We start from the raw sequence: 23,692 nt of genomic DNA, 5'->3' as shown, positions 1-23,692 counted from the left end.
CCGCCCGTCCGCCCCGCCCATCCGCCCGCCCGCCCGCATCCGGGCCAGCAAGCTGACGACGCGGTACTTTTCTCGCGACGCGCAGATCCCCGCTCGCTACCGGAGTTCGGGTGACCCTGGATATTTAGCGCGTCGCAGGCTCGTTGCCGCGTCATGAGTGTAGCTATGACGGGCTCGGGCCGGTCCCCGGGAGGGGCTGGCACGTCGGGCAGTAGTAGATGTCCCGCTCCTCGGTGCCCGTGTCCCTGGCCAGGACCCCCCGGCGGACCGGGGTCCGGCACTTGAGGCAGGGCTGGTGCTCGCGGCGGTACACCCAGTAGCCGGGCAGGCCCGATGTCCGGCCGACGGGCACACCGCGCGGATTGAGAACGGTGGTGCGCCGGCCCGGTCCACGATTGGCCGCCAGCAGGACCTGGGCATGGGTGATCATGGCGGCCAGGTCCGGCACCGCGGATACCGGTGATGCCGGGTGGACCCCCGAGAGGAAGCACGCCTCGCAGCGGTAGATGTTGCCGATGCCCGCCAGGTTGCGCTGGTCCAGGAGTGCGACGCCGATCGGGACGTCCGGGGCGTCACGGATGCGCCGCTCGGCCTCGGCCAGGTCCCAGTCCGGGCCCAGGAGGTCGGGGCCGAGGTGCCCGACGATTGAGTCTTCCTCCGAGGTCCGCACCACCTCCAGGATTCCCAGGGAAAATCCGACGGCGTCTGCCGCCGCGGTCCGAAGCACGCACCGGGCCGTGAATCCGGGCTTCCGCCACCGGCCTCCCGGCGGGTAGATCTGCCAGGCCCCTTCCATCTTCAAATGCGAATGGATAGTCAGCCCGTCTTGTTGTGCCGGACCCTGCACCCGCATGAGCAGGTGCTTGCCGCGCGGCACTACCTCGGTCACCGTCCAGCCCTCCAGCTTGAGGGTGGCGAAACGTGGCACCCGGAAGTCGGAGGAGATGAGCTGCTGGCCGGCGAGGGCGGCGTGCAGCTGCGCGGCCACGCGATAGACGGAGTCACCCTCAGGCACGGATTCTCAGTCCCTTCGGGGTGGAGTAGGCGCCGGCATGGGCAAGGGCCACGGCGACGGGTGTGTCCAGGATGCCGTGGCCGTTGACCTTTTCCATGATCAGCTTGTCCACCGCACCGCGGGTCACGACCCCGACCAGTGCGGCGCCGGCCGCGGCCAGGATCTCGGCGTCGTCGTCGAACGCGAGCAGGGTCTTGCCGCCGCGCTCGACATAGAGGACCAGGGCGCCGTCGACCAGCACCACCAGGGCGCCGGCTTTCCGGCCCGGCCGGTGGCCGGTCCCGGCCTCGATGCTGAGTGCCGGCCACGGCAGGGCCGCACCGTAGGGGTTCGCGGGGTCCGTCGCCGCGAGGGCCAGGGCCACGGGCTCGGCTTTGGAGAGCTGGGTGTCTTCCGTGAAGGACCGGAGCCGGTCCACCGTGGCGGGGACGGCGAATTGCGCCGCCCCAAGGTGCTCGATGAAGTAGCCGCGCCGGCACCGCCCGGCTTCTTCCAGCCGGGCAAGCACCTTGTACATCAGGCCGAAGCCGCCCAGGATGTTCTCCGCCATGACCGATCCCCGCGTGACCACGCCGTAGCGGTCCAGCAGGAGCTCCGCTGTGGCGCGGGCGTGGATGGTGGCGTCGAGTTCGGGGGCCGGGAGTGCGGACCAGCGGCCCGCGGCCAGCGGAGGTGTTGGCGCCGCTCCGGTGACCGTTCCGTAGCGGCCGCCGGTAAGGCCCGGAGAGCCCAGGAGCCCGGTGCCGTGGGCGCGTCCCAGCCGGCTCAACCGGGGTGCGCGTGCCCGCGGTGCCCGCGCGACCTGCCTGTGGGCCGTGTGGCCGCCGGCGATCAATGCCCGCACCGGGGCAAAGGTGTCGCCGGTGACCCGGCCCGCCCAGGCGAGGTCCCAGAGCGCGGAGACCACCGCCTGGTCACTGAGGACGGAGTCCATGCCGCCGGCAATCTCGGTAAGTTGCCGGAAGAAGTAGCCGCCGCCGTTGTTCTGCAGGTGGTCCAGCAGCCGCTGCTGGGCATCGCCGGGCTCGAAATCCACGGCAGGGTTCAGCGTCAGTTCCGCCGAGTCGGCCAGATGCAGGCTCACCCATCCGTCATTTCCCGGCAGCGAGCCGGCGCCGGACCACAGGACCTCGCCGGCGGCCATGAGTTCGTCCAGCATGGCGGGCTGGTAGTCGGCCACACGGCTGGCCAGGATTAGCGGCTCCCAGGCGGAGGCCGGAACCGGCACGCCGGACAACTGGTCGATTGCCGTGATGATCCCGTCCAGCCCGCGGAGAGCAGGTTGGCCGCGGCGGCTGCCCGGCGTGCGGACGTTCTGCCAGGCCGGGAGGAAGCGGCCATACGCGGCGGCGTCGACTGGCTCCACCTCGGCGCGCAGTGCGGCGAGCGAGCGGCGGCGGAGCTTGCGCAGGACCTCGGCGTCGCACCATTCGCTGGCTCCGGTCAGCGTCGGAGCGGCGGGAACGGCTGGTGCCGGCATGGCTTCAGTGCCCGGTCCCGTTGCGGCGGCTGGTACTTCCGGGGACGAGATGTGCGGGCGGAACTCGCCTTCCACCACACGACCGTCCGCGGCGAGACGCTTCAGCGCGGTGCCGACGACGGCGACACCGAGTCCCAGCCGGGCGGCGGCTTCGGCGGCCGTAAAGGGCCCGTGGGTGCGGGCGTACCGCGAGACGAGGTCACCCAGTGGATCCGCGACCGGTTCAATGAAGGCCAGGGGCACGCCCATGGGTAGCGGAACGCCGAGCGCATCCCGCAGCCGGGCGGCGTCCTCCACTGCCGCGTAGCGTTCGGCGCCTGCGAGGTTCACGCGGATGGCGCGGTTGGCCCGGTGCAGGGCCGCGAGGTGGGTGCCTGCTTCGGCGACGAGGGACGGGGTTTCGACAAGCCCGGCCTCCGCGGCAGGCTTCACCCCGGAGCCAGCAGCTCCGTCGACTGGCTCAGCTCCGTCGACCGGCTCGGCTCCAGCGGCTTCCCCGCCGTGCGGGGGCTCGAGCCGGACGGCGACTTCGTGTGCCGTGAGCGGTCCCAAGAGGCGCAGGAGATCAGCAACCCCCTCCAGCCCGCGCACTTTCCGGTCCGGCGTCAGCCGCTGCAGTTCCCGCTCGGTGGCGTCGATGACGCTGGCATCGAGGAGCTCGCGCAGCTCCACGCGGCCGAGGAGCTCATTGAGCAGGGTCGAGTCCAGGGCCAGCGCGGCCGCCCGGCGTTCGGCCAGCGGGGAATCGCCCTCGTAGAGGAACTGTGCGGCATAGCCGAACAGCAGGGATTTGGCGAACGGTGAGGGCTGCTGGGTGGTGGTCTGAACGATCCTGAGCTCGCGGCGTTCGATCGAGGCGGCAATGTCTTTCAGCGCGGGGAGGTCGTAGACATCCTTCAGGCATTCGCGCACCGTTTCCAGCACGATGGGGAATGTGGGGTATTTCCGGGCGACATCCAGCAGCTGGGCCGAACGCTGGCGCTGCTGCCACAGGGGCTGCCGTTTCCCGGGGGTCTGCCGGGGCAGGAGCAGCGCCCGGGCGGCGCACTCGCGGAACCTGGAGGCGAAGAGGGCGCTCCCGCCGACCTCTGCCGTGACGATCTGCTCAAGTTCCTCGGGGTCGAAAAGGAACAGCTCGGCGCCGGGGGGCTCGTCCTCCATCATGGGTACGCGGAGCACGATGCCGTCGTCGGCTGCCATGGCGGAGCCGTCCATCCCGTAGCGCTGGTGCAGCCGCTGGCCCACGGCCAGCGCCCAGGGCGCGTGGACCGGCATGCCGAAGGGGCTGTGCAGCACCACCCGCCAGTCGCCGAGTTCGTCATGGAAGCGCTCCACCACGAGGGTGGTGTCGCTGGGAACCACTTCGGTGGCGAGTTTTTGTTCGGCGAGATACTGGATCAGGTTGTTGGCCGCGTAGTCGTCGAGGCCGCTGGCCTTGCAGCGGTCCGTGGCGGGCCCGACGTCGGACGCGGACAGTTCGCGGACGAAGGCGCCCAGGGCCCGGCCCAGATCCACGGGCCTGCCGAGGGAGTCGCCCTTCCAGAAGGGGAGCTTGCCGGGCTGCCCGAAGGCGGGAGAGACCAGCACGCGGTCGTGGGTGATGTCCTCGATCTTCCAGCTGGTCGCGCCGAGGGCGAAGATGTCCCCGACCCGGGATTCGTAGACCATCTCCTCGTCGAGTTCGCCGACGCGGCGGCCGCCCTTCGCCGCTGCTGTGGACGGGCTGGCGGCTCTGCCGTCGGCGCCTGCACCGCCCGAGGAGCCAGCCCCTTCCACCTCGGTGCCGATGATGTAGACGCCAAACAGTCCGCGGTCCGGGATGGTTCCGCCGGAGACGACGGCCAGCCGCTGCGCACCGGGCCGGCCCTCGATGGTGCCGGCATTGCGGTCCCAGATGATCCGGGGCCGGAGTTCCGCGAACTCGTCGGAGGGGTACCGTCCGGCCAGCAGGTCCAAGGTGGCCTCGAAGGCGGACCGGGGGAGCGAGGCGAACGGCGCGGAACGCCGGACCGTGGAGAACCATTCCTCTACATCAATGGCGCCTAGTGCGGTGGCAGCAACGGTCTGCTGGGCCAGAATGTCCAGCGGGTTGGCCGGGACGCTGAGGCGTTCGATCTTGCCGTCGAGCATCCGTTCCACGGTGATGGCGGTGTGCACAAGGTCGGCGCGGTGCTTGGGAAACAGGACGCCCTGGGAGATCTCCCCGACCTGGTGCCCGGCCCGGCCCACGCGCTGCAGGCCGCTGGCTACCGACGGCGGCGACTCGACCTGCACGACGAGATCCACGGCGCCCATGTCGATGCCCAGTTCCAGCGAGGACGTGGCGACAACGCAGCGCAGCCGCCCGGATTTGAGGTCGTCCTCGATCATGGCGCGCTGGTCTTTGGACACGGAGCCGTGGTGCGCCCTGGCGAGGACGGGATCGGCGCCGGCCGTGCTGCCGGCCTGGGCCATCATGTGCGCGGGCGTGGCAGTCGACGCCGGCACTGAACCGCCGCCCGCGGGCCCGCCGCCCGCGGGCCCGGCGCCCGCGGGAGCGTCCCAGCCGCCGCCGGCCGCTACCAGCTGGCGTTCGGCGTAGATCTCGTTGAGGCGCGCGGTCAGCCGTTCGGCGAGCCGGCGGGAGTTGGCGAACACGATGGTGGACTGGTTGGCCAGCACCAGGTCCACGATCTTTTCCTCAACGTGCGGCCAGATGGAGGCCTGCGGCTGAAGCCCGGACGACGGCCCGGAGTCGAACGCCGCCGCGGCGCCCGGCAGGTCGGACATATCCTCCACCGGGACCGAGACGGTCAGGTCCCAGTTCTTCCGGGACGGCGGGGACACGATTTCCACCGGTGCCGAACCGGCCAGGAACTGCGCCACGAGCTCCCGCGGCTCCACCGTGGCCGAGAGCCCGATCCGCTGGGCAGGCTTGGGCAACAGGGCGTCCAGACGTTCCAGCGACACCGCCAAATGCGCGCCGCGCTTGGTCCCGGCCACGGCGTGGACCTCATCGATGATGATGGTGTCCACTTCGCTGAGCGTCTCCCGTGCCTTGGAGGTCAGCATCAGGAACAGCGATTCGGGCGTGGTGATGAGGATGTCCGGCGGGTGGCTGAGCAGCGAGCGGCGGTCCGCCGTCGTCGTGTCCCCGGACCGGACGCCCACGGTGATCAGCGGGGCGGGCAGGTTCAGGCGTTTGGCGGTCTGGGTGATGCCGATCAGCGGGGCGCGGAGGTTGCGTTCGACGTCGACGCCAAGGGCCTTCAGCGGGGAAATGTACAGCACCCGGGTTTTCCGCTTGGGTGCTTTCCGGCGGGCGCCCTTCCCTGCCTCCGCGGCCATGCCGGGCAGCTGCTCGGGCTCGGCCGGCGCGGAGACCAGCAGCCTGTCCAAAGCCCAAAGGAACGCCGCGAGCGTCTTGCCGGAGCCGGTGGGGGCGACCACCAGGGCGTGGGAACCGGAGGAGATGGCGTGCCAGGCGCCGTTCTGGGCCGGGGTGGGCGCGGAGAAGGCACCCAGGAACCAGTCCCGGGTCGGCCGGCTGAACCGGTCCATGGCGTCGGCCGCAAGTGTGCCGCCGGCGAGCTCCTGCCCCTTCATTCCTCCATCATGCCTTACCGCACCGACACTATTTGGCGCCGGTGCTGGCGCCGGAATCAGTGCGCGGTATCCGAGCCGGTTCCGCGCAGCGGACTCCAGCGCGGTGCCGTCCCGGCGTGCCCGGCACAGGCTACTTGGCCTGGAAGGCCCCGATGGTCAGCAGGTTGATCCCCGCATTGCTGCAGGCGTCAGTGGGCTGGGCGAGGAACAGCGATGCGGTGTCTTCCGGAGGATAGATCCGGTAGCCGGCAGCGGACACAACCGTGCAGTCCGGGTAGTTGCGGGCCTGCGTGTAGCGGAGCACCGCAGATCCGGCCAGCCCCGGCGCGAGCAGCACGTCCGCGACCGGGGTGGATTCGTCACGCGTGGCGGCGGCGCCGATCGGCTCGCCGTTAGCGTCGGCTGCCAGGGAGACGCCCGCGAAGCCCTTCAACAAGCACGGCTCGGTGCCCGTGTTCGTCAGGATCAACTTCATGTAGACGCTGCCGGCCGCGCCGCCACCGGTGGAGTCCGTGCTGGCAGCCAGGGTTGCTGCCTTGCACAGGGCCGGTCCCGCCTGCGTGGACGGCTGCGCAGCCTGGGTGGTGGAAGCAGTCGCACTCGGGCCTTGGGCCGCGCCCGAAGCGTCGGACTGGCTCGGGGTGCTCGCCGCGGACGACGCCGGGGAGTTGGATGCCTGGCCCTGCGGCTGGCTGGCCCCGCAGCCGCTGAGCAGGAGCGCTGCTGCGGCAGCCGCCGTCGTGACAAGCAGTCCGTTTTTCATTCGCTGAGACCTCATGGCTCAACTTTCGTGGCCGGAGTTGCCTTAGTCAACGACGCCACGTCGGCGGAGCCTGATTGATGCCCGGATTGTAATTTCCGGGCATCAACCGAGGTCAGCTACTCCTTGCGTCCCGAATCGGGTGCCGAACCGGCCGCGCCGAGTCCCCTTTTCGTGCGGCTGCGGACCAACGCCAGCCCGCCGAGCAGCAGACCGCCAAGGCCGGCAGCCAGTCCGGCCCAGCTCCGGGCACCGGCGCCGTCGTCGGTCACCGCCGCGGTTGGGACTGCCGTGTCCGGGGCTGCCGCGGAGCCGGCCGCGTGGGCGCTGTGCCCGTCGGCGGCCGCCGGGGTGATCGTCACGGACGGTGCCGGCGCCTTGAGGGCTTCCTCGTCCTGGCCGGGCTGCGGGACCTGGGACCAGTCGGTCTGCCCCTGCTGGCAGTTCTGCAGCGTGGGGAAGTAGAGGGTCTTCCCCGCAGCGTCCGGCAGTTTCACCGAGAGCACCAGGGTGTCGCGGAGCTCCGGGTCCAGCGGTGCCTTGGCCGTGTAGATGATCTGGCTGGTCCGTTTGGTGACGGACGTGCCATCGGCCATCTTCTTCGGTTCGGGAAGTTGCTCCACGACCTTCTGGGCGGTCCAGTTCGGGTTGACCGTGGGCTGCGCATCGTTGAGTTCGACGGGCAGCGTGATGCTCATCCTGGTGGTTCCGGAGGTGTCGCAGCCATGCGGGATCGCGAAGGTGAGCAGGGCATAGGAATTGGCGGCGGTCGAGTCGGGAGTGGCTTCGACGTGCGCGGAAGCGGCGGATGTACCGGCGAGCATCAGGGCCGCCGTACCCAGGGCTGCGGCCGTCGCCGGAAGGGGCCGCCGGAGCGCAGGCATGTTCGGTGATCGTTTCAAGAGGGGTTGCCTTTCAGGCGTGCGCGCAGCACTGCAGGCTGGGGCGCAGAAGCGGGACGGCGCGGCGGAATAGCCTGCGATGGTCAGGCAGAGCGGCCGCAGCCGGGGGATGTCAGGGAAGGGCGACGGAGGCGGGCGGGCCGCGGCGGCAGTCCGGCCGCTCGTTCCGCCAGGGCAGCGGGGCAGCGGCCTCCGGCCAGCCGGCGGCCGCCGGAACCGCGCCCGCCTCGGGCCGCACCGGGGTAGGGAGCTGGATCAGCGGACGGAGCCAGGCGGCGAGGGCCCACAAGGCGTCCTCGCCCCGGGCCAGCAGCAGCGCGCAGGCGAGGGTGGCCAGCGCCCAGAAGGGCCCCCACCGCCGGGAAGCCAAGCTTGAGGCGGGTGGCCGCGGTGCTGGCGAGCCCGGCCAGTGCGACGACGGCAAACAGGATCCCGGCCGCCGGAAGCTGGCCGCCGGCCAGGACGTGGGCGCAGGCGGCAAGCGTCACCATGGCCGTGGCGATCATGGCCGCACGGAGGCAATGGAAAGGCGTCCGGGCGGAGTGTTTGCGCACGAAGTCCTCCCTGGTGACTAGCGGCCGGCGTTCCCCAGATTCTATCGGGAATCCGGGGAGGTCCTCCTCCTAGTCCGTTTCGGGTCCCGAACAGTAATGGCAGTCGTCCGGGCAGGATCCGTTGGCGGCCGGCCACGCGTCCATCCCGGCGAGGGTGCCCTGTGATGCGCTGGCCGTTTGTGCCAGGGCTGCCGGAGCGTCGACGTCGTCCCAGCGGGCGGGGCCGCTGGCGGCCCGGATGTATTGCAAAGTCACGATGATTCCTGGGGTCACGGGGGAATGTTGATGTGACTTAGCTAACCGCGGGGAGGTTGCCGGATTCAATGGCCAAACGGCTGAGTCGCAGGGGCCTTGTTGTGCAGGCGTCCAGCCGCCAGGCGGGGTGGCGCCCGTCGGCCCGGATGCCAGAGTGCGGTCAGAGTGCCCGGCGGCGGCGCAGCTCCAGGGCGAGGCTCTCCTGGCCACGGGCCATGGCCCACCGGTGGTTGGCTGCGAACGCTGGTTTCAGTATCCAGCCAAGCCGCCGCAGCAGCGGCTTTGCGGCCGTGACCCGCCAGTCATAGGTGATGACGGTTTCCGGGCCGTCCTGCTCGAAAGCCCAGCGGCCCGTTCCGATGAGGTCCCCGTCCGCCGTCAGCGCGAAGCCGCGGCTCGTCACGGGCTCGGTGACCGTGAGGGTCCAGCGCAGCGTATAAGGAAGCCAGCCCTTCGCATGGACCCGGACGGGCCGGGGGAGCCCGGCCCGTCCACTCTCCGGTGCGCCGGTGACCGGTTCGACGCTGAGGTAGACGGACGGCCACCAGCGGGGCAGCGTGGTGACGTCACCGAGTATGGCCGCAGCTTCCTCCGGGGACCCCGCTACCCGCCACACGGTCGTGAATTCGTAGTCTGCGCTGCCCATCGGAGCCTCCTGTTGGTGACGTCGCGAGCCCGGTAGATGCGCACGACCGTACTCAGCCGCGGGCCCGCGGTCAACAGGCCCTGGTGCGGACCCTAGGCGCGTTTGCGGCGCAGGAAGCGGTTGACCCGAAGGAAGAATTCCTCGCCGTCCGACGCCGGGCCCTGCGGCAGGGCGCGGGCCGGGCTCTCCAGCGGGGCAAGTCCGTCATTCACGGCGGCCTTGGACGCCCGCAGGGACGCCTGCGACATCGCACTCCACCGCCCGGTCAGCCGGGCCACCTCCTCGGGGGCGCCGCCGGCGGGCACGACCGTGCTCACCAGGCCGATCGTCAGGGCCTCCATGGCGGTCAGCAGCCTGCCGCCGAAGAGGAGATCCTTGGTCCGGGACGGACCGATCCGCAAGGACATCCGGTTGGCGAAGGTCGGTGGAATGAGCATGCCCAGCCGTGCGATCGGCATGCCGATCTGCGCGGGTGCTTCGAGGACCTGGAGGTCGCAGGCCAGCGCCAGCTGGCAGCCGGCCCCCGTGGCGACGCCTTGCACCATCGCCACCGTGGGAACGGGGATGGATTCGATGGCCTGCAGCGCCCCCTCGATGGCGGAAAAGGCGTCGGAAACGTCGGCTCCGGTGGCGTCCTGCCACTCCCTCAGGTCCGAGCCCGAGCAGAAGGTTCCGCCGGCGCCGCGTATGACGACCGCCCGGACTGAGGGATCGGCTGCCAGGTTGCGCGCCGACACTTCAAGCGCACGCCACTGGGGGGAGCTGAGTGCATTGAACCGTTCACCGGTTCCCACCTCCAGGACGGCGACACGGCCGGCTGCGGCAGCGGGCGGAAGGTCAAGTCTTTGCTCCGCGGCGGCCGTCACTGGACTGCCCCGCTCGTATGCAGCGATCGGATCCGGTCCGGGTTGAAGCCCAGCCCCGCGAGAACGTCGTCCGTGTCCTGGCCCAGCGTCGGCGGGGCCGTGCGGACAGACGGTGGCGTCCTTGTCAGCCGGACGGGGCAGCCCACCACTTTCATGGGCCCTGCAGTCGGGTGCACGAGCTCGGACACCATGTCCCGGGCAAGGACCTGCGGATCCCGCAAGGCCTCGTCCACGGTCTGGATCGGTCCTACCGGTACTCCCGCCGCATCCAGGACGGCCACCCATTCAGCGGTGGTCCGTCCCCGCATGACGTCTTCGAGCAGCGGAATCAGCGTCTCCCGCTGGGCGACCCGCGACGGGTTCGTGGCAAAGCGGTCGTCCGCGGCCAGATCGCCGCGGCCGACGGCGGCGGCGTACTTCCGCCAGAGGCTGTCGTTTCCGACGGCGACCATGACGAACCCGTCCGCGGTGGGGAAGGCCTGATAGGGGGCGATGGTCGGGTGGGCCGATCCGTAGCGCTTGGGGATTTCCCCGCTGGCAAAATACCCGCTCGAAACGTAGGTCAGCCAGGAAACGGAGCCGTCCAGCAGGCTGATGTCCACCCACTGGCCCGTCCCGGTCCGCTGTTTCTCGTGAAGGGCTGCGAGGATGCCGATGGTGGCCCACATGCCGGCCACCAGATCGGCGCTGCTGACGCCCACCCTGACCGGGGGGCCGTCAGTCTCGCCGGTGACGCTCATGATGCCGCTGCGTGCCTGGGCGATGGCGTCGTACCCGGCCCGGTCGGCTTCGGGGCCGGTCTGCCCGTATCCGCTGATGGAGGCGTACACGAGCCCGGGGTTCTCGCGGGACAGTTCTTCATAGCCCAGTCCCAGGCGGGCGGCTGTTCCGGGCCTGAAGTTCTCGACCACGACGTCAGCCCGGCGCGCAAGCTCCTGGACGATCTGCAGGCCCTCCGGCGATTTGAGATCGACTGCGAGGCTGCGCTTGTTCCGGTTGACCGAAAGGAAATATGCCGCCTCGTCGCCTTGGAACGGCGGCCCCCACTGCCGGGTGTCGTCGCCGGTCCCGGGCTGTTCAATCTTGATGACGTCGGCACCGAGATCGGCAAGGGTCATGGTAGCAAAGGGGCCCGAGAGGATACGGGTGAGGTCCAGTACCACCAGATCGCCCAGGGCGGTGCCCGGATCGGTTGCCGTGGGCAGTCCGGCTGCCCGCGCGGCGGGCCTGTCGCGTCCGCGTGCGCTCCAGCCCGGGGCAGCGTCATTGATCACGTCTGTGCCGTTCACGCCGGTGCTGTGGACGCTCATACCAGGCCCTCCACACGTGCCGGTGCCGGGGCAGCGAGTGACTTGGAGAGTTTCGGCAGCAGGATCAACGCGAGCATGCTGATGGCGCAGCAGATGATGATGTAAATGGAGATGGCCGTGGAGTCGCCGGTGGCCTGCAGCAGGGCGGCCGCGATGAGCGGGGCGGGTCCGCCGGCGACGACGCTTGCGAGCTGGTAGCCCATGCCGGCCCCGGTGTAGCGGATATCGGCGTCGAAACTTTCAGCAATCAGGGCCGCCTGCGGCCCGTACTGCACGTCGTGGAGCAGCAGGCTGAGGATGATAGCCAGCCCCACCAGCAGCGCATTGCCGGTGTTGAGCAGGCCGAAGTAGGGGAAGGCGAAGACGGCGGTCAGGACAATGCCGATCCCGTAGACGCGGCGCCGGCCGAACCTGTCCGAAAGCCGGCCGAAGACCGGAATGCTGATCAGGCCCAGCGCGGCGGCAATGAGGGTGTCGTCCAGGATCGAGTTGCTGTTGAGCTTGAGCTGTTTGACTGCATACGTGAGCACGAAGGTGATGAAGAGGTAGAACGGCGCCTGCTCCGAGGTGCGGACCAGTGCTGTCAGCAGGACCTGCTTGGGCTGGCGCTTGAAGACCTCGATCAGGGGGTTCTTGACCACCTTGTTGGCCTTGCGGACAGCCTCGAACTCCGGGCTTTCGACGACGCGCATCCGGACGAAGAGGCCAACGCCGATCAGCAGGATGCTGAGGATGAACGGAATCCTCCAGCCATAGGCGGCGAAGCCCTCCGTACCCGTGATTCCGGACGTGATGCGGACGACGCCGGTGGAGAGGACGAGCCCGATAGGCACGCCCATCTGCGGCCAGCTGGCGGAGAGGCCGCGGCGCTTTTCGTGGCCCCACTCCATGCTCAGCAGGACCGAGCCGCCCCACTCACCGCCGACGCCGATCCCCTGGATGATGCGCAGCAGCACGAGAATGATCGGCGCAGCGATGCCGATGCTCTGGTAGGTCGGCAGCAGGCCGATGAGCACGGTGCCGAAAGCCATCAGGAACAGCGTGGCCATGAGCGTTGTCTTGCGGCCGATGCGGTCACCGAAATGCCCGAAGATGGCCGCGCCCACAGGGCGGGCTACGAAGCCGACGAACTGGGTGGCGAACGCCGCCAGGACGCCGGCGAAGGCGTTCTGGCCGGGAAAGAACAGCTGCGGGAACACCAGCGCCGCCGCCGTGCCGTAGAGGAAAAAGTCGTACCACTCGATCGTGGTCCCGACTACGCTTGCGATCGTGGCACGCCGTACGGCCTGCGCACGGGTCACTTCCTGAACTGTCATCATCACTCCATTGTTCTGACGCGTGTGGGCGTGCTGCCCACGTTGGATTTGTTTACTGGCGACTAGGCTGCGGCGACGGGCGCCATGAGGCCCGAAAGCAGCCGTCCGGCGCCGTGAATGGCCGGCTCGTGGCCGAGTGCCCGGAGGATTTCGTAGGTTGTGGCCGTGGCCGCCGTGACGACGGGGATCCCGAGCGCATCCTCCACTTCCTGGACTGCTGCCAGGGAAGGCATCTGGACGCAGGCGGAAAGCACCAGGGCGTCAATGCCCGTGTGGTTCAGGCGTGCGGCTATGGAGGGCAGCTGGGCCGCGTCCAGGCGGCCGACCGCCAGGTTGTCCGCCACCTCAAGGCCGATCACGTCCTGCACTTCGATCCCCGCGCCCTCGATGTAGTCGGCGACCATTTTGGTCAGCTCGGGCAGGTACGGGGTGACCATGGCAACCTTGCGTGCGCCCATTGCCTGCAGGGTCCGGACCAGCGCCCCGGCGCTGCTGGTGACGGGAGCGGGATGCCCGTTCCCGGCGGCTGCCGCGGCGATGACCTCCTCGGAGCCCTCATGGGCTCCGGGCCCCTGGGCCATCACGGCCACCAGGCACGCGTAGGCAATGACGTCGACGTCGGCGTCGGACACGGCCGTTGCGCATTCCCCGGCCTTGGCGACCATGGCCGCCAGTTCTTCAGGTGTCACGCTCTTCAGGGCCGCCCTGGCGGAGTGGAACGTGTAGGAGTGCCCGGTGGCGTTGGATTGCCGGCGGAACATCTCCGGGAGTTCGGTCTCCATGGTCGTGTTGGAGCTGGGAACGATCAGGCCGATCCTTGAGCTGCCCTCACCGTTTCCGGACGCCTGGTGGGCGCCTTGTGCTTCAGGTGCTGTCATTGCCGCTTCCATATCCTTATCCGGATCTTCATCCGTCTGCCTGTGACTGGCATGAACTAAACCCACATTGTGGTTTCCCAACCCATCCTGCGGGTTTATCCTGAATGTGTCAACGGTCATGGCCCCGGAGGAGGGACGGCTGGCTAGGATGAACACTCGAGAAGAAAGTCGGTGGCAGGTGGCAGGCGGCAGCCCGGTGGCGAAAGAAACAGTGGCGAACGAAACGGTGGCGAAAGAACAGGGCGCCGGGACAACTCCGATCCTTGTGCTGCGCAAGGTCAGCGAAATTCTCAACTGCTTCTCCATCGAGTCTCCTGAGCCGACGCTTCAGCAGATCGCCCGCACCACCGGATTGCCCGCCAGCACGTGCCAGCGGCTGGTTCAGAACATGGTCCGCGAAGGGTTCCTGGACCGTGACGGGGACCGCTACAGGATCGGGTTGCGGATGGTCCAATGGGCCGCCCCCGGCACACTGGGCCTGGATGTGGTGCGGCTGGTGCGGCCGGTCCTTCAGGAGCTCCGGGACGCGACCGGGGAATCAGCCTGCCTGTACATGCGCGACGGCGCGTACCGTACGGTGGTGGCCGTGGCGGAGACCCTCCACGTCGTCATGCGCCCCTTCCTTGTCGGTCAGGTCATGCCGATACACGCCGGCGCACCGGGGAAGATCTTCCTCGCCTTCGATCCCGGCGCCCGGGAGGCCCTGCTCGGGACGGAGCTCAGCCCGTTTACGCCGTCGACCCCGGTCAGCTGGACGCAGCTGGACGAGCAGGCCGAGCTGGCCCGCACGCAGGGGTTTTTTGCCGCCTTCGGTGAACGCAACAGCGACGTCGGGTCAATCAGCGCCCCCGTGTTCAGGTATGACGGCCAGCTCGCCGCGGTCCTGGGCCTGGGCTTTCCGACCCAGCGGGTCAGCAGCGACGACGTCCCGAGGCTCGGTCCGATGGTCGCTGCAGCGGGCAAAACAGCCAGCGCCGCCCTGGGATACCGGGCCCCGGGCCAGGGCTGACAAGAAAACACCCCGGTCCGAAGACCGGGGTGTAGTCGTCCGTGGCGGGACAGGCATGAAGCATGCCCCGCGACGTCATCGGCTCGTTCTTAATCGGCGGCCAGTGCCTCGGCTGCCTGGGCGGCGCCCGCCAGGCGGAGCCACGTGTCCACCACCGTGTCCGGGTTCAGCGAGACGGAATCGATGCCTTCGCTGACCAGCCACTCGGCGAAGTCGGCGTGGTCGCTCGGCCCCTGGCCGCAGATCCCCACGTACTTGCCGCGCTCCTTGCAGGCCTTGATGGCCATGCTCAGGAGTTTCTTGACGGCCGGGTCGCGCTCGTCAAAGCTGCCGGCGACGATGGCGGAATCCCGGTCCAGGCCCAGGGTCAGCTGGGTCATGTCGTTGGAGCCGATGGAGAAGCCGTCGAAGTGGTCCAGGAACTCGTCAGCGAGGAGCGCGTTTGACGGGATTTCACACATCATGATGACTTCCAGCCCGTTTTCGCCGCGGCGCAGTCCGTTCTCCGCGAGCAGGTCGATGACCCCGCGGCCTTCGTCGACGGTGCGCACGAAGGGGATCATCAGCTTGACGTTGGTCAGGCCCATCTCATTGCGGACGAACGACATCGCCTCGCACTCGAGGTCGAAGCAGTCCCGGAACGAGGGTTCCAGGTAGCGTGAGGCGCCGCGGAACCCGATCATGGGGTTCTCTTCGTGCGGCTCGTAGGCGGACCCGCCAAGGAGGTTGGCGTATTCGTTGGACTTGAAGTCGGACATGCGCACAATCACCGGCTCGGGTGCGAAAGCCGCGGCGATGGTGGCAACCCCTTCGGCGAGGCGTTTGATGTAGTAGTCGCGCGGGCCGTCGTACGCGGCGATCCGTTCCCGGATTTCCGCGGCCACGTCGGCCGGCTGCTCGTCCAGGTTCAGCAGGGCCTTGGGGTGGATGCCGATCTGGCGGTTGATGATGAACTCCAGCCGCGCCAGGCCCACGCCGTGGTTCGGCAGCTGGGCGAAGGTGAACGCCTGTTCCGGGGTGCCGACATTCATCATGACCTTGACCGGAGCCTCGGGCAACTGGGTAATCTCGGTTTCCTCGACGTTGAAGTCGAGAAGTCCTTCGTAAATGACGCCCGTCTCGCCATCGGCGCAGGAGACGGTGACGTCGATTCCGTCGGACAGGGAGTCCGTGGCGTCCCCGGTTCCGACGACGGCGGGAATCCCCAGTTCCCGCGCGATGATGGCCGCGTGGCAGGTGCGTCCGCCGCGGTTGGTCACGATGGCGGAGGCGCGCTTCATGATCGGTTCCCAGTCCGGGTCGGTCATGTCGGCGACGAGGACATCGCCGGTCTGGAACGCGGCCATCTGGTCGATGGAGGTGAGGATGCGGACGCTGCCGGCCCCGATGCGCTGGCCGATGGCGCGGCCTTCGGCCAGCACCCGGCCGGTCCCGTTGAGGCGGAAACGGCTGAGGCTGCCGGTTGCCCGGCGCGACTGCACGGTCTCCGGGCGCGCCTGCAGGATGTACAGGCCGCCGTCGATCCCGTCCTTGCCCCATTCGATGTCCATGGGGCGCCCGTAGTGGTTCTCGATGGCGACGGCGTGGCGGGCGAGCTGCTCGACGTCGTCGTCCGTGAGGCTGAAGCGGTTCCGCAGCGACGCCTCAACCGGGACAAAGTCGATGGTGCGGCCGATTTCGCGGCTGGTGGTGTACGTCATCTGGAGGGCCTTCTCCCCGAGTCCGCGCTTGAGGATGGCGGGACGGCCGGCCTGCAGTGCGGGCTTGTAGACGTAGAACTCGTCCGGGTTGACGGCGCCCTGGACGACGGCCTCGCCGAGGCCGTAGGAGGAGGTGACGAAGACGGCGTCATTGAATCCCGATTCGGTGTCCATGGTGAACATGACGCCGGAGGCCCCGACGTCGGAGCGCACCATGCGCTGGATTCCCGCCGAGAGTGCCACCTCGGCGTGCTCGAATTTGTGGTGCACGCGGTAGGCGATGGCACGGTCGTTGTAGAGGGACGCGAAGACATCCTTGATGGCGTGCAGGATGTTCTCGATGCCGCGGACGTTCAGGAAGGTCTCCTGCTGCCCGGCGAAGGAGGCATCCGGGAGGTCTTCCGCCGTCGCGCTGGAACGGACGGCCCAGGACAGGTCCTCGGAGCTCCCGTGCTTCTCGACCAGCTGCTGGTAGGAGTCGCGGATCTGCGCCTCGAAGTCCGGCAGGAAGGGCGTCTCGCGCATCAGGGACCGGATCTCCTGGCCGGCGGAGGCCAGCGCCGTCACGTCGTCGGTGTCCAGGCCGATCAGCCGGTCGGCGATCTTCTGGTCCAGGCCCGAATCGGCCAGGAAGCGGCGGTACGCGTCCGCCGTCGTGGCGAAACCGTCGGGCACCTGGACGCCGGCAGAGGTCAGGTTCTGCACCATCTCCCCGAGGGAGGCGTTCTTGCCGCCGACCCGATCCAGGTCCTTGAGTCCGAGTTCTGAGAACCACAGGATATCTGTCGTCATAGTTACTGCTCCTTTGCAGAGGGTGGCATGCAGGGGCGCCGCCCCGCTCGCGGCGATTGCCGGTTGATGGGCGCAAGTCCTGTCCACAGTGACAGGTCTTTAGCGCTGTTTCCACATGACGTGCGCCACACGGGGTTTGTGAAAATTTTCCCTAATGCTTGAGGTTCATCCGTTGCAGGATTGTCGCCGCCATCTCCTCCACGGAGACGCTGGCTGAATTCAGGTACGGAATCCCATGTGAGACGTACAAACGCTCGGCGCTGCGCAGCTCGAAGCCGCACTGCCGCAGCGAGGCATACGGTGAGCCCCGGCGCCGTTCGGTGCGGATCTGGCTGAGCCGCAGGGGGTTGGAGGAGAGGCCGAAACACTTCGAAACGAAGGGCCTCAGTGGCTTGGGGAGCCCCTCCTTTTCAAAGTCCTCGTCCACCAGAGGGAAGTTGGCGGCGAAGATCCCGTGCTGCAGCGCCAGGTACATCGTGGTGGGTGTTTTGCCGCAGCGGGACGGCGCCACCAGGATGACCTGCGCCTTTTCGAGCGCACGCAGGCTCTGGCCGTCGTCGTGCTCCATGGCATATTCGACGGCGGCCATCCGGGACTGATAGCGCGCCGCGTTCCCAAGGCCGTGCGCCCGTCCGGGTTCGCCGCTGGCCGGCGTGCCGAGGGCGTGCTCCAGCTGTCCGACATGGGTCCCGATGAGGTCCACGATGATGCCCTTGCACGTCGCCAGGGTCTGCCGGATGTCGGTGCTGACCGCAGTGGAAAAGACGATCGGCTGGAGGCCGGTGGCGGCGAGGCCGTCGATGATCTTGACGACGGAGCGCGCCTGTTCGGCTGTGGTGATGAAGGGGATTGTGATGCGGTCAAAATTGTTCTCGGGGAACTGCGTCAGCAAGGTGTTGCCGAGCGTTTCTGCCGTGATGCCCGTACTGTCCGAGAGGAAGTAGACCGGGCGGGGAGCGTCATTGGTCATGAACGCATTCTCCACCACCGCGCAGCCTCATTCCCCACCCACGAGCCGCCACATTCCGGTCAGGCCCGGCTGAACGGCGAAACCCGTGCCCAAATACAACTGTTCCGCCTCAGGGGTGGAGAAGAGCCCGAGGAAGGCTGTTCCCCCGGCCAGCGCCGTCACTTGGGCACGGAGCCGCTGCATGATGGTCGTGCCCAGGCCCCGCCGACGATGCTGCGGGTGCACGGCGACGTCCTGGACATAGAAGAAAAAGGCCCCGTCCCCGACGGCGCGTCCCATGGCCACGATGTTTCCGCCCTCGTCCAGGACCACCGTGCCGCAGCAGGATCCCGCCAGCGAACCGGGCATGGCCTCCCAGCGGAAGGAGTCCTCCCAGCCGACGTGGCCCGCCAGTTCCCGGTGTTCGGTGACGGTCGCCACACGGTCAATGGTTGTGTAAGACATGGGAAGAATCGTGCCATGCAGGAAGCGCCGGGTGCCTCCACCCCGGGGTGGACACGCCAGGAGGGCGGGTCCGCACGCGACCCAAGGTTTTCCCAAGGTTAAATCACGCCAGCGCATTGCGAAGTGCCCGGCCCGGATTTAGCCTGACGGTGGGACGTGCACTCCGACATCGCTTGAATGTCCGAGCAGCCAACGTCCCGCCACGGATGGTTCCATCGCAGCCGAGTGATGGAGCCGTCCGTGGCCCGTTAACGGCGGCTGGTCAACGGCGCCGACGGGCTAAGCGCCCGTATTTCATCTCACGGACGAGTTCTGAAGGACTCCGCCGTGGGTGACCGAGTTCCCATAGGCCAGTTAGCTGATGTGCATGCCGGAGGAACCAGGTTTGCGGTATTCCATTCTCGTAATGCGTTTCGGAGACAGATGCTGCCGGCGGCTGCCGGCGCGGAAGCAGTGCAGGTGGATTTTGACTTGTCGGAAGGATGGTCTTGGGACCCGTATTAGGATGCTGGCTGCAGATGGGTCCGGAGTTCCTGTAGGGTCGGTGGATTTGCGCCCGGGCGCCGCACGGTGATGGCGGCGGCCATGGTGCTGTGCGTACCCGCTGTTCCAGGACAGCGGGCGCGAGGCCATCGGTCCCGCGGGTGAGGAGTCCCAAGATGAGGGCTGACATATACGAGTCGCCGGCGCCGATCGTGTCAGCGACCCCGGATTCTATTGAAGGGATGAACAGCTGCGTTGCAGCGGTGGCGAGCAGTGAACCCCGTGAGCCTTTGGTAATGGCCGCCAGCCCCGCACCCAACCCCAGGATATGCGCGGCGGTGTCAGCCAAGTCCTTCCGGGGGTAGAGCCATTGGGCGTCCTCATCGCTGAGTTTGACGACGTCGGTCAGCTGAACCAGGTCCTCGAAGATGGACTTTGCCTCGGCATGGCTGCGGAGCAGGGCAGGCCTGATGTTGGGGTCATAGGTGATGATGCATTCGTGCCGGCACTGCTGCAGGAGTGCCCTGACCGCGTCCGCGCCCGGTTCGAGAAAAGTGGCGATCGATCCGGCGTGACCTTCGGGACATAGGCGGGAGCGACCGGTTCCAGAACCCAGGAAATGTCGAAGTCGTAGCTGGCGGACCAGTCCGTGGCGAGCGTCGCCCTCCCAATGCCCTGGCACCGCACGGTCCTGAACCTCCGCGGGACGCTCGGAGATATTGATCATCCCCGTGATCAGGTTCTTCCGCTGGCCGGCCTTCCTGCAGGGCTGCCTGAGTGCACGTCCGGTGCGTAAACACGCGGCCAGATCACGGTTGAGTGCTCCGCGGGACTTAACGTAGAGGGACTGGTAGATGGTCTCAGGTGACAGCCGCATCTCCGGCTCATCGGGAAACTCAACCCGCAGGCGTCCTGCGATCTGCTCCGGCGAGTACTTCTTTTTCAGGTCCTCCTCCACCTTCGCACGCAACACCGTGTTCGTGTGCAGTTTCGCCGGTTTCGGCCGCGAAGCCCGCTCATACGCCAGAGCGTGAGCCGACGTCGCCCGGTAAGGCAACCCGGCCACCGAATTGCGCCGAAGCTCCCTAGACACAGTCGAGGCAGATCTGCCGGCCACGGCCCCGATCCAGCGCAGCGAGTGTCCCTGGGCGCGCAGCACCGCGATCACTTCACGCTGGGCGAAGGTCAGGCACCTGCCCTTCAAATCCCGGCCCCGGCGTGGCCTGACACCCCCGGCCTCGGCCAGGACCCGTCGCCCAGTCCGCCTGCCCGTATTGATCGGCACAACAGCCTCAGTGATGGAATCACCGGCCTGCATCCCGGCCCAAAACAGCTGCAGAAGATCCGGTCTTACGTAAATCGAATACCTCGCCATGGCAACACCCATCCGCTAAGTGTTGCAATCACCGCAAGAACCCAAGAAAGGCTGAAGGGACTGAACCCGGTACGGTACCGGGCTCAGTCCCTTCAGCCGCAACTCTTAGGGAACAAACCAGACGTTGAGTTACTTCTTTTCTGGGAGGAACATGGCCCTGTCCAAGGGTGTTACGGTGAGTGATTTGAGCTGGGCGGTCCCGCCTTCTGCGAAGAGGGCCATCTTGTCGGCTCCGGCGTTGGGGAATACCTGGTCAGTGATGGTCCGCAGACCGTTCTGAGCGAATACCTCTACGGATGAGTGGTCGAGATAGATCCGCATGGTGATGTTGCCGTTCTTGTCCAGGACAATGGAAGCGTTCTCAACGGAGGCGAATGCCGGGTGGAATACCGTGTTGCCGGATTTCGTACGGTCGACGAACATTTTTCCGGTCGTGGCGTCGTAACCGATGACTGTTGAGGAGTTTCCGTCGCCCAGAACGGTGATGCCGGATTTTTTCGCCGTAGTGGGGGCGAAAGTAATGTCCACCTGCTGGACCTGTCCCGAGGCCGCAGCCGGCAACTGGTGGGCCCCTGCGGAAATCGGGCCGCCCTTGTTGTCCTTGTAGGAGACTTTTCCGTCGAGTTTGTCGACTTGCTTCACAGCGCTTTGGCTCAGCCGGGGGCCGTCGGGGGTCTGCGTCAGGGTGACCTCGCGAGGAAGTGCCATGGCGCTGCGCCACGGGCTGGTGGGGATGTCGTTCGCATAGTCCCAGTTGTTCATCCAGCCCAGCATGACCCGCTTGTTATCGGGCATGTTGCCGAAAGACACGCTGGCGTAGAGGTCCCGACCGTAGTCCAGCCAGTCGTAGGACTGCAGGCGGCTTGTCGCTGCTGTGGAACTCGCCATGAATTCGTCAGCGAGGATATGCCCCCAGCCGAATCGGTTGTTGTCGACGACTTTGATCTGCGCCTGTTGGCCAACGAATTCCTTAACATTCCAGGATGCCCAGTCCAGCGATTCACTGTCGTTGCCTGTGGCCGTGCGGACCACCTTTCCGTTGACAACCAGGTTCACGGTCTCTTCATCGGACCTGGGAACAGCGGCGGTGTCGGTGAGCATGACATGGTCAAGGGTCAGGTGTCCCCACCCGCCGGTAGCTTGGTCAACGACCCGCAATTGTGCATTCTGTCCCGCGAATTCTGAGACGTCCCAGCCCTTCCAGTTCATGACTCCGGAATTATCTCCTGCCAGGGAACGGACCACCTTTCCGTTGATGAGCAACTGGACAGCCAGGATCTGTCCAGAGTCCGCAGAGCGGTTGCCGCCGCCGACAAGCATGCTCATGAAATTCTTGGTGAGGGGGAATTCCGGTGATGTCAGGGTGCCCTGCCGGTCATCGCCGGGTGTGGTTCCCGTCTCGAAAGTGTTGATCCGCTTGGTCCCGATGAAAAAGTCCCCGCCACTACTAGCGGGCTGGAAGTTGGGTGTCAGATCGCCGGTTCCGGTCCAGCCTGAGTCGGCCAGTGTGGTACCTGCGGGAACCTCGAAGCCGTTGAATTTAAGCTCCCCCTCGGGTGGTGTGTTGTCCAGCTTGTCGGAGACTCGAGGGTGCTTGCCGCCACCCACGAGGAAGTTCAAATAATCGTCGGACACCGTAAAGGTTGGTGACTGCATGGACCCAAGCGGCCAGTCACCGTCATTGAATGAATTGATGAGGCCTGGGGCGCCGAAGCCGGACACCGGGCTCTGGCCGGCAATTGCACCGGAGGCGGGGGCATTACCGAAGGGCCCGTTCTTCCAGTTGCCCGGCTCGTTGTTCACGGTCCAGCCGTTGTAGCTTCCGTCGTTGAATCCGGCCAGAACCTTGCCGGGAGGAAGGGTATCCACGGGTTTGGTCGTCTCGGAGGTGAAGGTGGTGCCGTCGAAGTTGCCCACGAAGTACTGGCCGGCGGAGCCGCCAGCCACGCCGCCGGGGTTGACGTTGACGACCATGACCCACTTGATGTTGTTCTTGTCGCCGTCCACGGCCAGGGGGAACATGTCGGGGCATTCCCATTGGCCGCCGGTGGCGTTGGCGGGCCCGAATTCGCTCAGGGCCGTCCAGTCCTTAAGGTTGGCGGATTTGTATAGTACGACCTTGTGGTCCTGGGCTTCGACCGCCGTCATTACCCAGTAGCCGCCGCCCCCTGGCTTGTCGTACCAGAAGACCTTCGGGTCCCGAAAATTGGCGGAGTTCCGGTTCAGCACCGGATTGCCGGAGTATTTGGTCCAGGTCTGGCCGTCATCGAGGCTGTAGGCCAGAGACTGAGCCTGGAGACCGTGGTTCGGGGAGGCGTCCTTGTAGGCGCTGGTGAAGACAGCGATCATCGGGGGGTTCTTTTTTGTGCCGAAGCCGGACGTATTGTCCTTGTCCACAACGACGCTGCCAGAGAAGATATCCTGCTGAGCATCGGCCGAGATGGCCAGGGGTTGCTCCTTCCAGTGGACAAGGTCCGTGGACGTGGCGTGGCCCCAGGACATGTTCCCCCAGGTGTTACCGGAGGGATTGTGCTGGTAGTACATGTGATAGACACCCTTGTAAAAAACAAGGCCGTTCGGGTCGTTCATCCAGTTTTTTGCGGGCGTGTAGTGAATGGCCGGGCGGTAGGGTTCATCACCGAGCCCTGTCGCGGCCGACGCCGAGAGGGAACCCGCCATGGCCGCGACCAGCGTCAGTCCTGCGAGTTTTAGTGCAGAAACGGCATGCGTCCTGCGGGTGGTCGTTCTTATCATCTGCTTGTTTCGCCCTTCGTTGCGCGTGCCTGCGATAGACAACGTTGTCAGTGCGATGGACAGTAAGTTATGTACAGCAGACAAGTCAACGATTCTGACCGGCCTATGTATGAGAGCGCAGTCCCTCTACTTAGGCAGGGTTACGCATAGGCGGGGCATCCGGCATTCCCCTCCAACGGACGGATTGGAAGGGTGCTTTTCGGTACGTGGGGTCCATCCACTCCCTTCAGGGGACCCGGACGCCGTCATATGGAAGGGTGCCGGGGGTCGTGGCCGCCGGCTATTCCACCGGTAGGAGCCAGGTTAGCTCCGAGCCATCGCCTTCGATGTGGCGGGCCAGTTCCTCATTGAATCTGGCGCCGTAGTCGGCGCGGATGTGTTCCTGGAATGCGGCTTCGTCACGGTAGACCTCGAAGACAAAGTACTCCCGGGGATTTTCTTCCCGCGTATAAGGAAGGAAGAGCTGGTTGCCCTCTTCTTGACGGACGTGCCGGGTCAATTCGAGCATCATTTCCGCGACACGGGCTTCGCTGCCCGGTTTGACGGTGAACTCGGCGTACAGGGTTTTGGTCATCATGATCCCTTTCAGGTCAGGGTG

General features: G+C 67.0%; 17 protein-coding genes and 2 pseudogenes. 1 reads left to right on the top strand and 18 read right to left on the bottom strand.

What is annotated here, in order from left to right; all coding sequences use genetic code 11:
• Positions 1-163: 163 nt before the first annotated feature.
• From AC1DES_RS03685 to AC1DES_RS03635, 11 genes are all read right to left on the bottom strand, one after another.
• Entirely contained in the window at positions 164-1,015 is an 852-nt protein-coding gene (locus tag AC1DES_RS03685) for an Fpg/Nei family DNA glycosylase (protein ID WP_476894322.1), read from the bottom strand.
• Complete coding sequence (locus tag AC1DES_RS03680; RefSeq protein WP_476894321.1) at positions 1,008-6,080, bottom strand: Lhr family helicase; 5,073 nt, start codon at positions 6,078-6,080, stop codon at positions 1,008-1,010. The genes AC1DES_RS03685 and AC1DES_RS03680 overlap by 8 nt, the downstream gene beginning before the upstream one ends.
• 130 nt (positions 6,081-6,210) lie before the next feature.
• A complete protein-coding gene (locus tag AC1DES_RS03675) occupies positions 6,211-6,858 on the bottom strand; it encodes a DUF4232 domain-containing protein (RefSeq protein WP_476894320.1) in 648 nt (215 codons plus the stop codon).
• Positions 6,859-6,959: 101 nt separating this feature from the next.
• On the bottom strand, positions 6,960-7,724 hold the full coding sequence (locus AC1DES_RS03670; RefSeq protein ID WP_476894499.1) for a YcnI family copper-binding membrane protein: 765 nt from the start codon (positions 7,722-7,724) through the stop codon (positions 6,960-6,962).
• Between the two features lie 130 nt (positions 7,725-7,854).
• Positions 7,855-8,112: a hypothetical protein gene (locus AC1DES_RS03665; protein ID WP_476894319.1), complete on the bottom strand. Its 258-nt coding sequence runs from the start codon at positions 8,110-8,112 to the stop codon at positions 7,855-7,857.
• 253 nt (positions 8,113-8,365) lie between these two features.
• Positions 8,366-8,551: a hypothetical protein gene (locus AC1DES_RS03660; protein WP_476894318.1), complete on the bottom strand. Its 186-nt coding sequence runs from the start codon at positions 8,549-8,551 to the stop codon at positions 8,366-8,368.
• A 160-nt stretch (positions 8,552-8,711) separates the two neighbouring features.
• Positions 8,712-9,197 carry an SRPBCC family protein gene (locus AC1DES_RS03655; RefSeq protein WP_476894317.1) on the bottom strand — a complete coding sequence of 162 codons (486 nt, stop codon included), beginning with the start codon at positions 9,195-9,197 and terminating at the stop codon, positions 8,712-8,714.
• Positions 9,198-9,289: 92 nt separating this feature from the next.
• Complete coding sequence (locus tag AC1DES_RS03650) at positions 9,290-10,063, bottom strand: enoyl-CoA hydratase/isomerase family protein (RefSeq protein ID WP_476894316.1); 774 nt, start codon at positions 10,061-10,063, stop codon at positions 9,290-9,292.
• Positions 10,060-11,373, bottom strand: coding sequence for a CaiB/BaiF CoA transferase family protein (locus AC1DES_RS03645; RefSeq protein WP_476894315.1), 1,314 nt, complete (start codon positions 11,371-11,373; stop codon positions 10,060-10,062). Before AC1DES_RS03645 ends, AC1DES_RS03650 begins: the two co-directional genes overlap by 4 nt.
• Positions 11,370-12,692, bottom strand: a complete 1,323-nt coding sequence (locus AC1DES_RS03640) for an MFS transporter (RefSeq protein ID WP_476894314.1) — start codon at positions 12,690-12,692, stop codon at positions 11,370-11,372. The genes AC1DES_RS03645 and AC1DES_RS03640 overlap by 4 nt, the downstream gene beginning before the upstream one ends.
• Before the next feature lie 59 nt (positions 12,693-12,751).
• A complete protein-coding gene (locus AC1DES_RS03635) occupies positions 12,752-13,567 on the bottom strand; it encodes a maleate cis-trans isomerase family protein (RefSeq protein ID WP_476894313.1) in 816 nt (271 codons plus the stop codon).
• Between the two features lie 211 nt (positions 13,568-13,778).
• Here AC1DES_RS03635 and AC1DES_RS03630 point away from each other — a divergent pair, with 211 nt between their 5' ends.
• Positions 13,779-14,576, top strand: a complete 798-nt coding sequence (locus tag AC1DES_RS03630) for an IclR family transcriptional regulator (RefSeq protein ID WP_476894312.1) — start codon at positions 13,779-13,781, stop codon at positions 14,574-14,576.
• 89 nt (positions 14,577-14,665) lie between these two features.
• Here AC1DES_RS03630 and ppsA read toward each other — a convergent pair whose 3' ends face one another.
• The 7 genes and pseudogenes from ppsA to AC1DES_RS03595 all read right to left on the bottom strand — a co-directional run bounded on the left by ppsA (position 14,666) and on the right by AC1DES_RS03595 (position 23,668).
• Positions 14,666-17,068: a phosphoenolpyruvate synthase gene (ppsA, locus tag AC1DES_RS03625; protein ID WP_476894311.1), complete on the bottom strand. Its 2,403-nt coding sequence runs from the start codon at positions 17,066-17,068 to the stop codon at positions 14,666-14,668.
• Between the two features lie 151 nt (positions 17,069-17,219).
• Positions 17,220-18,038 carry a pyruvate, water dikinase regulatory protein gene (locus AC1DES_RS03620; protein WP_476894310.1) on the bottom strand — a complete coding sequence of 273 codons (819 nt, stop codon included), beginning with the start codon at positions 18,036-18,038 and terminating at the stop codon, positions 17,220-17,222.
• 27 nt (positions 18,039-18,065) lie between these two features.
• Complete coding sequence (locus AC1DES_RS03615; protein WP_476894309.1) at positions 18,066-18,482, bottom strand: GNAT family N-acetyltransferase; 417 nt, start codon at positions 18,480-18,482, stop codon at positions 18,066-18,068.
• Between the two features lie 500 nt (positions 18,483-18,982).
• Positions 18,983-19,628, bottom strand: a pseudogene (locus AC1DES_RS03610) (PfkB family carbohydrate kinase); the annotation flags it as partial.
• Positions 19,617-20,352 (bottom strand): annotated as a pseudogene (locus AC1DES_RS03605) (IS30 family transposase); the annotation flags it as partial. The pseudogenes AC1DES_RS03605 and AC1DES_RS03610, both read right to left, overlap by 12 nt.
• Before the next feature lie 117 nt (positions 20,353-20,469).
• Entirely contained in the window at positions 20,470-23,019 is a 2,550-nt protein-coding gene (locus AC1DES_RS03600) for a GH32 C-terminal domain-containing protein (RefSeq protein ID WP_476894498.1), read from the bottom strand.
• A gap of 355 nt (positions 23,020-23,374) precedes the next feature.
• On the bottom strand, positions 23,375-23,668 hold the full coding sequence (locus AC1DES_RS03595) for a putative quinol monooxygenase (RefSeq protein ID WP_476894497.1): 294 nt from the start codon (positions 23,666-23,668) through the stop codon (positions 23,375-23,377).
• Positions 23,669-23,692: the final 24 nt, after the last annotated feature.

The sequence above is a fragment of the Arthrobacter sp. 05T442 genome (assembly GCF_056395945.1).
The sequence above is the reverse complement of the archived record's forward strand: the minus strand, read 5'-3'. Positions and strand labels throughout refer to the sequence as shown.